The following is a 14,843-nucleotide window of genomic DNA, read 5'->3' on the forward strand; positions in this document are numbered from 1 at the left end:
ACGTGCCGTGAGCGAACTGCGCATAGCCTTGCGGAGAACGGCGATCGACCTCGTGAGCCGCGGCCGACGGAGAGGCTGTCACCCTCTTGTCGTTGCAGCGTTGTCAGCGCGTACCGCTATTTCCGCGTGGTCCTGGGCGGCGCGAAGCCGGGCCGTGCGGTATCGGTTCAGTGGGCTGGTGGGGGTACCGAGTTCGGTCCGTCGGTGCCGGCCCGCTGGTCTGCCTGCAGTGCGGGGATGGTGTCGGCGGGGGCGGCTTCGGCGAGGTAGGAGCCTTGGGCGAGGTCGCAGCCGCAGGCGTGGAGGGTGGCGAGTTGGGTCCGGGTTTGCACTCCGTTGCCGATGACGGTGGCGCCGTAGGCGCGGGCGATGGTGACGAAGGCGGTGACGACGGCCTCGGGGCGTGGCCCGGGGAGGGCGGTGATGTAGGACCTGTCGATCTTGAGGGAGTCGAAGATCGGGTATCGGATGAGATATCCGAGTGGGCCGTGTCCGGTGCCGAGGTGATCGAGCAGCAACACTACCCCTAGCTCGTGCAACGCGGTCAGGGTGCCGACGGTGCGGGCGGTCACCGACGCCGATGCGGTCTCGCTGATCTCGAGGCCCAGGCGGTGCGCGGGCAGCCCGGTGTCGGCGAGGATGTCGGCGATCTGGTCGGCGAATAGGGGGTCGCGCAGTTGCACGGTGCTGACATTGACGTGGACGCGGACCTCGGTCCCGGGGTGCGCCTGCCAGGCGGCGGCCTGCCGGCAGGCGGTGCGCAGCCCCCAGGTGCCGAGAGGGCCGATCAGGCCGGTGCGTTCGGCGACGGCGACGAATTCGGTGCGACTGATGTTCCCGAGGGTGGGGTGCGCCCACCGGACCAGGGCCTCGACGGCGACGACGGCGCCGCATCGTAGGTCGACGATCGGCTGGTAGAGCAGGGTCAGCTGGTTGCGGTCGAGTGCGGTGCGCAGGTCGGTGGACATTCGCAGCACCCGGTCGGCGTCGTAGCTGCCGCTTTCGCCCGGGTGGTAGAGCGCGTGACCGCCGGCGCCGGCGCTCTTTGCCCGGTACATCGCCAGGTCGGCCCGCCGGATCAGTTCTTCGGTGGTGCAGGTGGGGTCGGAGACGGCGATGCCGATGCTGGCGCGCAGCGGCACCGGGGTTCCGGTGGAGTGGTCCGGGGTGCGTAGCGCGGTGGTGATCCGGGTAGCGAGGTCGACCGCGGTGTCCGCGGTGCCGATGTCCTCGCAGACGATGACGAATTCGTCGCCGCCGAGGCGGGCGACGGTGTCGGTGGGGCGGACCGCCCCGACCAGTCGCTCCGCCAGCCGGATCAGCGCTGCGTCGCCGTGGGCGTGGCCGAGGCTGTCGTTGACGACCTTGAAGTCGTCGACATCGACCAGCAGCAGAGCGAGAGGGGTGTGGTCCTGGTGGGCGGTGTGGAGGGCGGCGGTGATCCGCCGGTATGCGGCGGTGCGGTTCGGCAGCCCGGTGAGCGGGTCGCGGCTGCTCTGCTGCCGCACCCGGGTTTCGGTGTCGATCCGGCCGATCGCGGCGGACAGCACGGCGGCGACCGCCCGCAGGAACGCGATGTCGCGGTCGGTGTAGTCGCGGGGGTGGGCGCTGTGCACGGTGAGCACCCCCCACGGGGTTCCGTCGCTGATCGGCACGCTGATGCCGCTGCGCAGCCCGCGCCCGGCCATCGTGGTGGTGGCGAACCGGGTTTCGTGCTCCCGGTTCGGGCAGACCACCACGTCACCGGTGGCCAGGGCGTATCCCGGTTGGGTTGCCGGCCCGGCGGCGAAGCTGCGCGGGGTCGGGGGTTGTCCGCGGTAGGCGACGATGTCGAGCGCGTCGCCGGTGTCGGTGAGCCGGGCGATCGAGGCGCACTGCACCCCGATCAGGGTGGCGGCCGCACCGGCGGCGGCGGGCAGCAGGGTGTCGAGGTCGGCGTCGACGGCGAGCTGACCGAGCTCGGCCAGGGCGTGTTGTTCGCGGGCCCGGTGCGCGGTCTCATCGAGTGCCTTCCGGAATCGGCGCTCCTGGGTGCGGCGACCTCGGCGGTCGCGGGCGATGATGGCGATCACCGCGGGGCCGGCCTCCCCGGTGCGCACGGTGAAGGTGGAGACGGACACCGGGATCGGCGCCCCGGTGCCGAAGTGCCGCAGCTCGCTGGTCCCCTCCCAGTGCCCGTCGCGGGTCAGGGCGGCCTCCACCGCGGGGGTCTGTGCCAGCCCGGCGTCGGTGAGGAATTCGGCGGTGGTCCGGGCGCGGGCGTCCACGTCGTCGCGCAGGCCCACCAACCGGATTCCCGCCGGGTTGAGAGACAGGATGCGGCCGGAGGCGAAGTCCGACACCATCACCAGGTCCGTGGCCCGCTCGAACACCGACCGCCACAGTTCGGGGCCCTGCGACTCGAACACCATTGCACCCCTCCCCGTGGCCCGCGCTGCTCATCGGACCGGTGGTTCCGGCCCGAGGCCCGAGGGTCGGGTCGTCGGATACGACCGCGCGCCTCCACCCGCGGTGGGGGGTGTCGCCGCCGCGATCGACAGATCCGCGACGAGCCCGAGGAAGGCGCGTGCATAGGGGGAGTCGGCGGTGGTTGCGGCGACGGCCGGCCAGTCGACTCGTTCGCCCAGGACCCGGGCGAGCTGCACCATCGGCACGAAGTCGCACCGGTGCGTGCCGAGTTCGTGAAGTTTGTCGGTCATCAGATCGGTGGCAGCGATCACCGGAGCCGCGGCGCTCCCGATCTGCACCGATGAGGCCCGGTCCAGCAGACGCCCGGTGACCGCGACGGAGTTCGGGCGCCCGAACACCAGGTCGACCGGGGTGTCGCCGTCATAGACCGTGTTCAGCCGGTCCTCGCGTCGCCCGGCGGCCCGCATTCCGGCGGTGGCCAAGGCCTCGGCTGCGCGCCGCGCATCGTCTCGTGTGAGGACGATGGTCACGTCCTGCTCGGCGGGTGGCCCGCCGAGCAGGTGTGCGGCGCAGTCGCCGGCCACGGCGAACCGGATCCCCTTGGCCGAGAGGAGCTTCACCACCCGCACCAGGGTTTGCTGTAGCTCCTCCTCCCGAGCATCCGTCGCCCGGGGGTCGGGGAACTCGCTCGACCGCGGTGGATGCCGGAGGGGTTGCTGTTCGGTGACCATGGAGCGGGCGTACCCGATCCCGATGCGATGAACCCTCCCACCCCCTCCCAGTACGAGCCCGCAGGCGTCGCACCGACGGCGGAGGCTCGCTCGACGGAAGGGGTGGTGAACGTCCCCGGGGGCTGACACCGGGAAGTCACGGGACATGCCCCAGACAGGGGTTCGGCCGGGAATGTTTTCACATTCTCGGCCGGATCTCTGCTTCTCGAGTCTTTCACCGTTACCGATTACTCTCTCGATCCGCGAATTCTAATTTACGCGCGCTCAGCGGCCCACCGCAATGCCACTCATCGACTCGTCACAGGTGCTGCTCGCCGGTGACGAGGATGAGGGCGTAGCCCCCGGGCGAACGGCGCGACCGCCCGCCAGCCCTCGGCGGCCAGTGCCGAGGTGGCGCCAGATCGGCGCGGTGTCCGGGAAGCCGTGCAGCAGCACCGCAGCGGCGCGTCATCAGTGCTTATGATCCAGACGTGTAGCCGAGCGGAAGGCGCAGACCGATGCCCGAGAAGAAGGATCGCAGTCCGAGACCCGAACCCGGTCCATTCGGCGCGGGCGCGCGGGTGCTGGTGCGCCGGCCGTCCGAGTCGGCGCAGACCGGTCGGATCATCGAGGATTACGCCGAGCTGACCGACACCGAGGAGCGCGGGCACGCCTGGGCGCCGGTGCACCGGTGGGCTGTCGCCCTCGACGACGGGCGCCTTGTGTTCGCCGACACCGACGACCTCACCGCCGAGCCGAGCACGCCAGGATCCTCCGGGTAGACCGACCTCGGCCGGTGGACGAAGCAGCCCGAGACCATGTCCCGGGCGACTGACCAGGGTTACATCACCGCCACGAGGCCGGTGAAGAAGAACGGCGCCGTGCCACCGAAGCAGAAGACGGTCGCGTTCCCGTCGCGAAACCGCTGAGCTTTCCCGCAACCCCGGGCTCGAACGCACCGGTCTCGACGTCGAAGCCGGAGTCGAATCCGAAGCAGGTCCAGCTCTCACCGGAGGGTACCGTCACCACCACTTCACCGGACGCCCCGGCGCTCAGCGCCGGTACCGCGGCGGCGGTACCGCCCGCGAAGACCATCGCGGGCGCGATGACCGCCGACGCGATGCGGTGCGGAGAGCCACCATCGCAATTGCGGCCAGGCCGAGCCGGTTTGCCGCCGCCCGGGTGGCCGCTGATCTATGGGTTCAACTGTTCGCCGGTCACCAGGAAGATGACCCGCCGCCCGACCACGACGGTGTGGTCGCCGAAGCGTTCGTAGAAGCGGCCGAGCAGGGTGATGTCTACAGCGGCCGGGATGCTGCCGATCCAGGACGGGTCCTGGATCAGGGTGAGCAGTCGTCGGTGCAGGTCGTCGAGCTCGTCGTCGCGTCTGCCGATCTCGGCGGCCAGTTCGGGATCGTGCGTGCGCAGGACCCGTTCGGCGAGGCCGGCTAGTTCGGCCGCCACTCGCCCCATCCGGGAGAGCAATTCCTCCGCCTCCCCGGAGGCGACGTGCTCGGGGTGCCGACGGCGCATGCTTTCGGCCACATGCTGCACCAGCCCGCCCATCCGGCTCAGATCCGTCACCAGGTGCACACCGGTAACGACCTGGCGCAGATCCCGGGCGACGGGGGCCTGCAGCGCCAGCAGCGCCATCGCCTGCTCCTCGCACGGACCGCGTAACTCCTCGATCCGTTCGTTGAGGTCGAACACCCGCTCAGCCATCGGAAGGTCGGCATTGACGAGGGCGTCGGTGGCCGTCTCGATGGCTTCCCCGGCCAGGCGGCACATCAGTGCCAATCGATCGGTCAGTGCGTCGAGCTGCTCGTGAAACTTCATCCGCATATGCATCATCATCGTGCACTCCGCCGGGCGCCGGGCTCGTCGTTTTTCGACAAACGGTTCAGAACCGATCAGTGAGTGCGCGACGTCCACGACAACGACCGGGTCGAACCATCACCGGGCAGACGACGGCCGGCTTGCGCGAGGGCTGCCACCGTCGAAGACGATGCGGCCGTGGCCGCCGAATATCTCCGCCAGCGACTCGGTCACCTCCGGGTAGAAGAGGTGACGACATCGAGGCTGCGGGACGACAACGCCGGTCGGTCGGTCGGCCGACCGCGGCCTAGAGTCGGCAGCTGTCGCACTTCATTTCCGTCGCCCGGTCGCCCGTCCATGGCCAGCATCGGGCGCAATCAACCGCATGGGCCGATTGCCCGCCCATGTACCCAGGTCCGACGGCCTTTCCAGGAGTGCGGCGCGATCACCGACCCGCCCACCGGGATCCGCCGGACTGCTCGGCGGACGGCGGCATGACACCCTGTGACGAGACTTCACACCCGCCGACCGTTGGGAGGACCCGTGCCGCATGATCCCCTGGACCCTCTGGATCGGCGCCCTGCTGGTCGTCGGCGGCTCGGCCGCCCAGCTCAAGCATCAGGCAGTGGGCGGCCCGCGCCCGCTGGGTAGTCGCCGTGTTGGCCTTCGTGGCCACCGCAGTGGGGGCTGTGACCACGTCCGAACTCTCGCTGCCCTTGCTGATCACTCTCGTGGTTGCGATCGCGGCGACCTGTGCCTTGGTCGCAATCACCAATCAGCCGGCAAAGTCCGCGGCCGCGCGACGGGGCACGCAGTGATCACCGCGGTCTGCGCCATGGTTTTCGGCGTACTGCTCGCGGATACGACCTGGCGGACCGCTGGCGCACCCGCCAGTCGGAGCGGGCGCGGATCGCCGGGATCGCCGCCGGTCTCGACCGCTTCCAATGGTGGGTGCTCGAAGACCTCGCCGACGCACGCCAGGCGTTCCTGAAGCGAGACCGCACATCAGGGGATGACGAGGTCCGGGCGTTCATCGCGGCCCGCGAACACGCCACCGAGATCGGCATCCCCGACGAGCTGGCGGTCTACCGGCTGGCCGACCAGATCATCCAAGACCGGGACCCGCACGCCCTCATGTAGGTGGGGAGGCAGACCCTAGAACGGTCCCTGAGAACTCCACAGGGACCGTTTTAGGGTCTGTCACGCCTGTGGCGCCCGTTCACCGCGGCCCGCACGGGCACCCCGACCCGGTTCACCAGCGAGGCCGCGCCTGCGCCACCTACACCGGTACCGCACCGATGGAGGTGGCCAGCGCCGACAAACAACGGCACCGGCTTTCCCATGCCGGCGTTTGAACACTCAATCCCGCCATGTGCCGTTGCCGTGGCCCAGGCTCGCACCCCCGGGTACTACCGAGGCACGATCGAGGATGACAAAACCCACAGGAGGCGATGCGCTGCTCGAAGCGGCAGGTCGCGAAACGACTGTGGCGCACCATGAAAGACGACCACGTGGCCGGTCTGACGTCATGGCTTTTCGGCACTGCAGGAACTCCGAGACGTGTTTCGTGACCGACCTCTGGGAAATCCCGCGGGTTCGTCGCGCGAGCTGGTGACATCTGGACCCGATCGTCATGCCGAGGTGAGTGTCCAGTCGCGGCGTTCGGTGAGGGCGCGGTGCAAGTGCTGGGTCCAGCGGCGGCGTTCGTCGCTACTGCGGTCGTGGGTGATCGTGATTCGCCGGGTCCAACTTTCGGGTAGCCCGCGGTCGTGGATGGCCAGTTCGATGACCACCCGAAGAGCGGGGTCGGGTGCCCCGGTGACCACGATGCGGCCCGGTTCGCCGCCCATCTCCATCCGGGCCCCGAGTACCGCGGCGACCACTTCGGCGACCTCGAGCACGGACTGTGCCCCGAGAACGTCGAGGTGGTCGACTCCGGTCATCTCGGTCCTCCACTTCCGTGCCGGCGGGGCTTAGAACCTCCGGGATCGTGGACCGAATCACATCACGTACGTCGGTCGGCGGTTCGGGTGGCACTGGCGTCACGTGCATCACCAGGCTGGTTTGGTCGGTGGTTCCGTCTCCGACCACTCAGGCCCGGCCGGGTGCGAGTACCGGCCGGGACCCGAGTGGACGGTGCAGTGGGTGCACGCGAGGTGCCATCCTATCGGTCTTTATAAAGGAACTTCTTATAAAGGCTGATAATGTCTGATGAATGGATCCGGTCCTCAACCCGTTCAAGCCCGGTGCCGGTCTGCGCCCGCCCATCCTTGCTGGTCGCGACACCCTGTTCGGGGACTTCGACATCGTCCGCCGGCGGATCACCGAACTGGGCGAGGGGGACCGCAGCTGGATTCTCACCGGACTGCGCGGGGTCGGCAAGACCGTGTTGATCGGGGAACTCGCGCGCACCGCGATCAACGGGGGCTGGATTGTCGCCAAGCTGGAGGTCCGCAAGGGTCATTCCATGGCCGAGGAACTCGCCACCACGCTCGCCACCAGCCTGCGGGGCGCGAGGCGGCGATTCGACCCACACAAGCTCACCCAACTGTTGGGCGTGTTCACCTCGTTCACGGTGTCGCTGAACGTGGGTGTGGTCACCCTCGGTGTCGATATCGACCCGGCTGCCGGGTTCGCCGACACCGGCCGGTTGTCCACCGACCTGACCGACCTGTTCGTTGTTCTCGGTGAGACCGTGCGTGAGCTGGGTGTCGGTGCGCTCATCCTGATCGATGAGCTGCAGGAGGCGACTGCCGAGGAGATGGCGGCGGTCAGCACCGCCATCCATCAGATCAGTCAGACCTCGCCGGTGTTGCCGTTGTTCCTGGTCGGCGCGGGTTTGCCGTCGCTGCCGTCGCAGTTGGCCACGGCCAACAGTTACGCCGAGCGGCTGTATCAGTTCCGGGCGTTGTCGACCCTGAGCGAGCTGGACTCGCGGGCGGCGCTCGTGCAACCGGTCATCGAGCGGGACGCTGAATGGGACGAGGCGGCACTGCGGCTGGCGCTGGACGCAGCCAACGGTTACCCCTATTTCCTGCAGGAGGTGGGGAAGGCGGTGTGGAACAACGCCTTAGGGAGAGTCTTCACCGTGGAGGATGCGCGGGTCGGCACCGACGTCGCGCGAGAGGAAGTCAATGCCGGTCTCTACCAGTCGCGGTGGGACCGTGCGACACCGGCGCAGAAGGACTTGCTGCGGGCCCTGGCGGAGGAAGGCGAAGGCGATGGTGTCGTCGTCCGGGACCTGGCCAGGGCGATGGGCAAGCCCAGCGCGTCGGCGCTGTCCGTGCCGCGCGACGAACTGATCAAGAAGGGTCTGGTCTACGCGCCCGAACGCGGCGTCCTCGCCTTCACGGTTCCCGGCTTCCACCAGTTCATCCGCGACCAAGACTGAGCTGATTGCTCGATGCGGCCGCGGCGCGCCGCGGCACGAGGGAATCGTCGCGTCCGTTCCCGCAGCGTGTAGACCCGCTGGGATGCACACGTCTGACAAGGCCCAGGTACAGACCCGTATGGCAAGACGATCATCGTCATCCGCTTTGTCCGTGACTCATGTCTGGGTGGCAGCCGGAATCGAGGGTGGTTCGCGCGGGTTGTGGTGCGGTCCTTCATCTCCGGGGACCTCGTCAGCCGGCGACTACGCTCGACTTGGAGCTAGGATCGGACGGCGGCCCGTACAGCCGGTTTCGTCAAGCAGGTGGTCTCCTCGACGCTCTACCGCCTGGACGGAACGGTCGAAACCACACGTGATCCCGCGGTGTGGACGCTCGCGCACCGCGGCTACAGCGGCTGCGGTCGCCTCGATGTCGGGGTCTACCGGACGCAGGCCGACGCGCTGCAGGCGGGTGCCACTCTGGTCGCCGGTCTCGGTTCCCGGGCACTCGGGCTGGTCTTCGACGGCACCGAACAGGCCCGCACCGTCGCGTACCACCGCACCTCGATCGCATAGACCCGGCGTAGGGCCACGAATTGGGCGGCTTGCCGCCCAGTCGGTTCAGGCCCGGGCGTCAACCAGGGTGTCGACACAACCCGGTGAATCCGCCCTGGCTCCGGCCGTCAGTGCGACCGAGTATGCCGTCAACGTGGTGAGGGCCGTCGCCGTGCCATCGACAGCATCGGGGCACGCCGACATGGGAGCCCTCAACGGCCACGGCAACGCACGCTCCCTCGCCCGGATCCTCTCGACCATTGCGCTCGGCGGTGAGAGCAAGGGTGTCCGCCTACTCAACAGCGCATCGATCGACATGATCTTCGACGAGCAGAACAACGACGTCGACCTTGTCCTCGGTGTGCCGTTTCGGCGGGGCATCGGATACGCACTGCCGCGCCTCGGCACCGTGCCGGGCATCCCGGACGGTCGGATCTGCTTCTGGGGTGGGTGGGGTGGATCGATGACGGAGATGGACCTCGTCCGCCGAATGACGTTCACCTACATGATGAACAAGATGGGGCCAGGCATCATCGTCTACGACTCGTAGTGAGCAGTACCTACGCGCCACGTACGACGCCATCAGCGAGGTAGTCACGGTATGACGCTGGCGCTGGGACGACTGAAGGAGCGCTGTGAACGGCATGCACGCTCAATCGAGGACGCCCTCTCCTGCTGCCCGTGAGCTGTTTCCCGAACTGCTCGACGGCCCCAGTTGAACCTCAAGGCGGTCAGGTTCGGATCCAGTTCGTAAAAGATCTTCATGGACGCAACCCGCGCTTGCCTCAGCAGCACCGATCTTCTGTGCTCGTGTCCCACTCCTGTCGGCTGCGGCCGGGCCGCCGTGAGCACAGCGTCCGTGACTTTGGTCCCTTGTGAGGTGGTGCAGAGCCTCCGATGCTTGTCGTATGGCAGTCGGACGCAAGATCGTCGGTGTCGCCGGGACGGCAGCTGTCGTCTACGTAGCCTGGGTACGCCCTCGGCTCGTGCGCTGGGGCGCGACGGATGAGGAAATCGCTGGACCGTATCCCGGTGCCGATCTGGTTCCCGACGGTGAGAGGGGCGGGGCGATGGCCGTCACGATCGACGCCCCGCCGGATCGGATCTGGCCGTGGCTCGTCCAGCTGGGCGGGGATCGTGGGGGATGGTACTCCTGGGATCACCTGGACAACGGCGGTCGTCCAAGTGCCCACAGAGTCCACCCCGAGTGGCAGCACATCGCCCTTGGCGACTACGTGAAGTACTGGACACGCCGCCACGGCCCGGTGGACGCGTGGGAGGTTGCAGCGCTTGAACCGAATCGGTTCCTGGGACTGCGCGGGTTGAGCGATCTTCGAGGTCGCAATCTTGATCCCAAGCAGCCACGGCCGTCGGCCTACACGGAAGGACTCTGGGGCTTCCTGTTGAATGAGTTGCCTGGCGGGCGCACACGTCTGGTGATCGGCGGTTATCAAGTCTTCCGCCCTCGATGGCTTGGACGTTTCGTGTTCTACTGGCTCTTTCCCCCGGTTGTCTGGATCATGCAGGCACGGATGTTGGCCGTACTCAAGCGCAACGTCGAACGAGCGGCCCGCGGAAGCACTGGTTAGCCTCCGGTCCGAACGCATCCCCGGTTCGGAGACGCACGAACGCACCGCGGAGCGTGCGCGGTTTCTCTCATCCCAATATAGTTTCCCGACGATGGGGTGTCGGCGTTGCACGAGACCCCGGATCGAGATCCGCCGTCACTTCAGGTCGCGTCGGCGGAAGGCCATCAATCCGACTGTGACCAGCGCGGCCGTGATGACCGCCTCCCAAACCACCGACGTCGGGTCGAATTGTCCACCAGGCAATTTCGGAAGGTGACTGAACGACCCCAGGTCGAGGACCCAGGCCGGGAGACCGGCGAGAGAGCCGACCGTGAAGATCAGGATGAACATCACGTAGACGGCCCACGCGGTAGGCGTGAAGCGGGGCAGCAGTCCGAACAGCGCAACGGTTACTCCGGCCGATATCCAGATCGCGGGAAGTTGGACCAGCGCGCCGCCGACTGTCGCGGGGAGCTTGTCCGCGATGTCACCGACGGACGCGCCGTATGTCACTCCGACGGCGATACGGGCGACGACGATGGCGACGGCCGGGCCGAGCATCGCGAACAGCAGGTGGCTCAGTGCCCACTGGACGCGGCTGACAGCTGCTGCGATTACTGGCTCGCCGCGTTGCGCGGTTTCCTCGTAGTGGAGCCGGAGTGTGGCGGAAATCGCGTAGGCCGATGCGGCGATCCCGAGCATGGTGAGTGCGAACGCGACGAAGATGTCTTCCACCGTTGCATCGCCGCCTATGCGGACGAGGAAATCGTTGATCGTCTGGCTGTCGCCGAGTTGGTTGCCGAGTCCGTTGGGGCGCTACCGAACAACAGTCCGTACAGGAGCAGGGCGACGGTCCACGCGAGCAGTGTTCCGCGGTGCATCCGCCAGGCCAGACCGACGGGCCCCGAGAGAGTCGGCCCGGCGGTCTCGGCGCCGGATCGTTCGGCGATGAGACCGCCGCCGATGTCGCGGCGGCGAAGCAGGGTGTAGGCGGTGGTGATCAACACTGTGGTCGCTGCCACATGCAGAAGGAGTACCCACCAGCGCTCCTCGGCGAAGGGGCGCAGCTGCAACGACCACCCTGGCGGCGACACCCACGACAGCGTCCCGGAACCGGCATCACCGACGGCGCGGAGTGCAAAGAACACTCCGAGTGTGCCCAACGCGATGCCGCGGGCCGTTCGCGCCGAGCGGGTCAGCTGCGCGGCGCCGGCGGCGATGCCGGTGAACACGAGACCACTTGCGGCCAGCGCGGCTCCGTAGCCGACCGAGCCCGCCAGTGGCAGGTCGAATATACGTAACACGGCGCCGAACGCGGTTTCCGTCACGATCGACGCGCCGGTGGCGACGACAATGGCGGCCGTCAGTGCGGCGTACCGGCCGACCGAGGTCGAATCGATCAGCTCGGCGCGCCCGGATTCCTCTTCGGCCCGGGTGTGCCGGATCACGGTCAGGATCACCGCGACGGCGATCACGGTGTACAGCGCCCCGGCTTTCCAGGTCGCCACCACGCCGGGACTGGAGTTGAAAATGGGCCCTTTACATAGCGATTTGGGCGTGGCTGGCCGCGGTCGCCGCCGCGAACTTTGCCAGTGTCAAGGGACATGGGAGCGTCCCTGTAGGCGGACAGGTGGTGTCCCTATGCGCGGACAGCTGATCTCCCTGTCGGCGGTCAGCTGATCTCCCGCACCATCAGGTCAGGGGCATCACCCCGCGTCCGGCGGTGGCCTCCTGCAATCGCAGCGAGGTGCCTTCGGTGATCACGACATGCGCATGGTGGAGCAGTCGGTCGACCGCGGCGGTCGCGAGCGTTTTCGGCATGATCGTGTCGAACCCGGACGGGTGCAGGTTGCTGGTCACCACGACGCTGCGGCGCTCATAGGCGGCATCGACGAGGCGGTAGAACGCCTCGGCGGCGGCCTGACCGGACGGCAGCATGCCGATGTCGTCGACGACGATCAACTCGGCGCGGGTGATCTTGGTGATGGTCTTGGTGATCGACCCGTCCACCGCCGCCCGCCCGATCGCGGCGGTCAACGTTTCGAGGGTGAACCACGACACCCGCATGCCCGCGTCGATCACCGCATGCGCGAGCGCCTCGACGAAATGGGTCTTGCCGGTCCCCGACGGTCCGCTGACCGCCAGGTTCTCGGCGCGCTGCACCCACTCCAACGTGCTCAGGGCTTGCTGGGTAGGAGCCGGGATCGATGAATCCTGTTCCCGCCATGAGGAAAACGTCTTGCCGGCGGGAAGCCCGGCGGTTTTGCGGCGCATCGCCTTCGTTGCCTCGTCCCGGCCGTGGACCTCCTCGTCGAGAAGGACCTTGAGGACCTCGGTCGGATCCCACCGCTGCGCTTTCGCCGTCGCCAGCACCTCCGGTGCGGCAGCCCGCAGGTAGGGCAGACGCATCCGTTTGAGGACGGCGAGGAGGTCGTCGGGCAATGGCGGTGCGGGGTTCATGAGCTTGCCTGCGCACTGGTGCTGCCGAATCCGGCCCAGGCGGCGGTGCCGGGTTGGACCGAATGCTCCTCGTCGGCGACGACAACCGCGCCGGCTGTGGTGTCGGTGTGGTGCGCGACGATCGCCGGCAGGTCCCCCTCGGCGAATCGGCCCGCTTCGGCTGCTCTCGACAGTGCCGAGTCGACGGTCTCGGCGCCGACGAATACGGCCAATTCGACTGCGGCGGTCATCTTCGCCCGGATCCGGACCGTGCCGGCCGCCGACGCGGCGACCAACCAGGTGTGCGCCCCGGGTCCGAGGTCGAGGAACCGGGCTTCGGCCGCGGAACGGGCCTTCGGTCGTGGTGGGCGTGGTGCCCCGTCCGGTTCTTGGGGGTGGCCGGGGTAATGCGCCAGGTCGATGCTCGGATTGCCGGGTGTCGAAAGACGGTGCCGCGCAATCTCTGTCAAACCACGACGGTCACCGGCCCAGTCCGGGGTCCGCGGCAGGGAGTCGAGGTCGGCAACGACGACCAGGTCGGTGCCGGCAGCGCGCACCCACACTTCGGTGCCGACCAACCCCGGTGGCGTCGAATACCGCACCGACCCGAACCGGATCGTCTGATCGGTGCCGACGCTGCGGGTGGTGCCCAATGCCAGGGTGTGTGGGGCGGTCGGCAGGGTGTGCAGCCGGGCGCGTTCCTCGGCCAGGGCCTCCTCCGGGATGCGGGCGCTTTCGCGGTGCCGACGGGCATTGACCGTGGCGCAGAACTGCTCGCACGCGGCCTCGAGGTCGGCGAACGAGGCGTAGTCCGGCAGCAGGTTCGCGTCGGTGGGCACCAGATCGGCTTTGGCGATCTTGACGGTAGCTTCGCTGCCGCCCTTCGATTCGGGGTCGAAGGGCACGCAGGTGTGCACGGCCATGCCATAGTGGCGGGCTGTTTCGACGATCTGCGGATGCCGCACCGGGATCCCGGCGACGTGGTCGATGCTGACCGTACGGGGATTGTCGGTCAACGCGTAGGTCGGCACCCCACCGAAGCGGCGCACCGTGGCATCGAGGCACGCGATCAACGTCGGCAATGTTTGATCCCACACCGGGATCACCACCCGGTAGCGTGACCATGCCAGCCAGGCGCAGAACAACAGGGTCGAGCGCAGGATCCCACCGGGCCCGGGTACTTTCGGGCCCGCACCCCAGTCGAATTGCATCCACAGTCCGGGTTCGGTGATCCACGGTCGGTAGGTGCGGCGGTGCCCGGCCCGCCATGCGGCTTTCGCCTCCGCGACGGCGCGTCGGGTGGTGCGTTCGGTGCCGTCGAAGCCGAGAGCGACGAGGCGCTCGTGGACGATGTCGGCACGAACCTTGCCTTTGCTGCGCTCGACCCATTGCTCGATCTGGGGTAAATGCTCGTCGATGATGCGCGGTCGCCGCGACGGGCCGGTCACCGGCATCCCGGCGTCACGGGCGGCGACGTAACGTCGGACCGTTTTCGGATCGACCCCGGCCAGCTGCGCCGCGGAGTGCGCGGTGCCGGTGGTGTCGTAGGCCTCGAGAATTTCCATGATGTCCCTGTCAGACTTCTTCATGCGTCCCTCCGGTGGGAGTCGCTCGTAGGTGGTCGAAGACCTCGAGCAAAACCCCGGAGGGGCGTCGGTGTCAGGACCGACACACCGCCGGCCCCTTGTCCATCGACAGGGAGATCAGCTGTCCGTCAGTAGGGACGAACGTGTCCGTCTACAGGGAGGTTGGCATGTCCGCTAGCAGCCAGATCGGCGGCCGTTGGGTAGACCGATTCGATGCTGCCGGCATAGGTGATCGGCATCAGCACGCCGATGATCAGGGCCCACATCGGAAGCACGTCCCGGTCGCGGCGCAGGCACAGTCGCAGAAGGTGAAGTGTTCCGGTGAAGTCTGCGGTGAGATCCGCGCGCGTCCCAGCATTCGCGGAACTGGTCGCGGACGTGGTGATCATGT

At 68.0% G+C, this 14,843-nt stretch carries 15 protein-coding genes and 1 pseudogene; 6 read left to right on the plus strand and 10 right to left on the minus strand.

Annotation, left to right across the window (positions count from 1 at the left end):
- Window positions 1–167: 167 nt before the first annotated feature.
- Both BLV94_RS02050 and BLV94_RS02055 read right to left on the minus strand, forming a co-directional pair.
- Complete coding sequence (locus tag BLV94_RS02050; protein WP_072950967.1) at window positions 168–2,411, minus strand: putative bifunctional diguanylate cyclase/phosphodiesterase; 2,244 nt, start codon at window positions 2,409–2,411, stop codon at window positions 168–170.
- Between the two features lie 27 nt (window positions 2,412–2,438).
- A complete protein-coding gene (locus tag BLV94_RS02055) occupies window positions 2,439–3,140 on the minus strand; it encodes a hypothetical protein (protein ID WP_074933517.1) in 702 nt (233 codons plus the stop codon).
- Window positions 3,141–3,637: 497 nt separating this feature from the next.
- Here BLV94_RS02055 and BLV94_RS02060 point away from each other — a divergent pair, with 497 nt between their 5' ends.
- The gene (locus BLV94_RS02060) at window positions 3,638–3,901 is read left to right on the plus strand and encodes a hypothetical protein (RefSeq protein ID WP_072950962.1); all 264 of its coding nucleotides are present in this window, start codon (window positions 3,638–3,640) and stop codon (window positions 3,899–3,901) included.
- 59 nt (window positions 3,902–3,960) lie between these two features.
- On the opposite strand, the pseudogene BLV94_RS02065 reads toward BLV94_RS02060, so the two are convergent.
- Together BLV94_RS02065 and phoU are read right to left on the minus strand one after the other, a co-directional pair.
- Window positions 3,961–4,214 (minus strand): annotated as a pseudogene (locus BLV94_RS02065) (hypothetical protein).
- Window positions 4,215–4,313: 99 nt separating this feature from the next.
- The gene (phoU, locus tag BLV94_RS02070) at window positions 4,314–4,961 is read right to left on the minus strand and encodes a phosphate signaling complex protein PhoU (protein ID WP_072950960.1); all 648 of its coding nucleotides are present in this window, start codon (window positions 4,959–4,961) and stop codon (window positions 4,314–4,316) included.
- 726 nt (window positions 4,962–5,687) lie between these two features.
- Between phoU and BLV94_RS02080 the strand changes: the two genes are divergently transcribed.
- Complete coding sequence (locus BLV94_RS02080; protein ID WP_244163428.1) at window positions 5,688–6,074, plus strand: hypothetical protein; 387 nt, start codon at window positions 5,688–5,690, stop codon at window positions 6,072–6,074.
- Window positions 6,075–6,565: 491 nt separating this feature from the next.
- Here the strand turns inward: BLV94_RS02080 and BLV94_RS02085 are convergent, their stop codons facing one another.
- Window positions 6,566–6,877 (minus strand): hypothetical protein, encoded by a 312-nt coding sequence (locus tag BLV94_RS02085; protein ID WP_072950957.1) that lies wholly within the window; start codon window positions 6,875–6,877, stop codon window positions 6,566–6,568.
- 272 nt (window positions 6,878–7,149) lie between these two features.
- On the opposite strand from BLV94_RS02085, the gene BLV94_RS02090 reads away from it, so the two are divergent.
- The 4 genes from BLV94_RS02090 (at window position 7,150) to BLV94_RS02105 (ending at window position 10,448) form a co-directional block, all read left to right on the plus strand.
- Entirely contained in the window at window positions 7,150–8,325 is a 1,176-nt protein-coding gene (locus tag BLV94_RS02090) for an AAA family ATPase (RefSeq protein ID WP_072950954.1), read from the plus strand.
- A gap of 303 nt (window positions 8,326–8,628) precedes the next feature.
- Complete coding sequence (locus BLV94_RS02095) at window positions 8,629–8,880, plus strand: hypothetical protein (RefSeq protein ID WP_072950952.1); 252 nt, start codon at window positions 8,629–8,631, stop codon at window positions 8,878–8,880.
- Between the two features lie 151 nt (window positions 8,881–9,031).
- Window positions 9,032–9,409 carry a serine hydrolase domain-containing protein gene (locus BLV94_RS02100; protein ID WP_371851618.1) on the plus strand — a complete coding sequence of 126 codons (378 nt, stop codon included), beginning with the start codon at window positions 9,032–9,034 and terminating at the stop codon, window positions 9,407–9,409.
- Window positions 9,410–9,767: 358 nt separating this feature from the next.
- Window positions 9,768–10,448: a hypothetical protein gene (locus tag BLV94_RS02105; RefSeq protein WP_072950948.1), complete on the plus strand. Its 681-nt coding sequence runs from the start codon at window positions 9,768–9,770 to the stop codon at window positions 10,446–10,448.
- Window positions 10,449–10,583: 135 nt separating this feature from the next.
- On the opposite strand, the gene BLV94_RS50230 is transcribed toward BLV94_RS02105, so the two are convergent.
- The 5 genes from BLV94_RS50230 to BLV94_RS02125 form a co-directional block, all read right to left on the minus strand.
- Complete coding sequence (locus BLV94_RS50230) at window positions 10,584–11,162, minus strand: hypothetical protein (RefSeq protein WP_244163413.1); 579 nt, start codon at window positions 11,160–11,162, stop codon at window positions 10,584–10,586.
- A 14-nt stretch (window positions 11,163–11,176) separates the two neighbouring features.
- Window positions 11,177–11,938 carry a hypothetical protein gene (locus BLV94_RS50235; protein ID WP_244163414.1) on the minus strand — a complete coding sequence of 254 codons (762 nt, stop codon included), beginning with the start codon at window positions 11,936–11,938 and terminating at the stop codon, window positions 11,177–11,179.
- Between the two features lie 181 nt (window positions 11,939–12,119).
- The gene (istB, locus tag BLV94_RS02115) at window positions 12,120–12,887 is read right to left on the minus strand and encodes an IS21-like element helper ATPase IstB (protein ID WP_072951752.1); all 768 of its coding nucleotides are present in this window, start codon (window positions 12,885–12,887) and stop codon (window positions 12,120–12,122) included.
- A complete protein-coding gene (istA, locus tag BLV94_RS02120) occupies window positions 12,884–14,455 on the minus strand; it encodes an IS21 family transposase (RefSeq protein ID WP_304363181.1) in 1,572 nt (523 codons plus the stop codon). Before istA ends, istB begins: the two co-directional genes overlap by 4 nt.
- A 125-nt stretch (window positions 14,456–14,580) precedes the next feature.
- On the minus strand, window positions 14,581–14,841 hold the full coding sequence (locus BLV94_RS02125; protein ID WP_074933520.1) for a hypothetical protein: 261 nt from the start codon (window positions 14,839–14,841) through the stop codon (window positions 14,581–14,583).
- Window positions 14,842–14,843: the final 2 nt, after the last annotated feature.

The sequence above is a fragment of the Rhodococcus koreensis genome (genome assembly GCF_900105905.1).
GTDB lineage: Bacteria > Actinomycetota > Actinomycetes > Mycobacteriales > Mycobacteriaceae > Rhodococcus_F > Rhodococcus_F koreensis.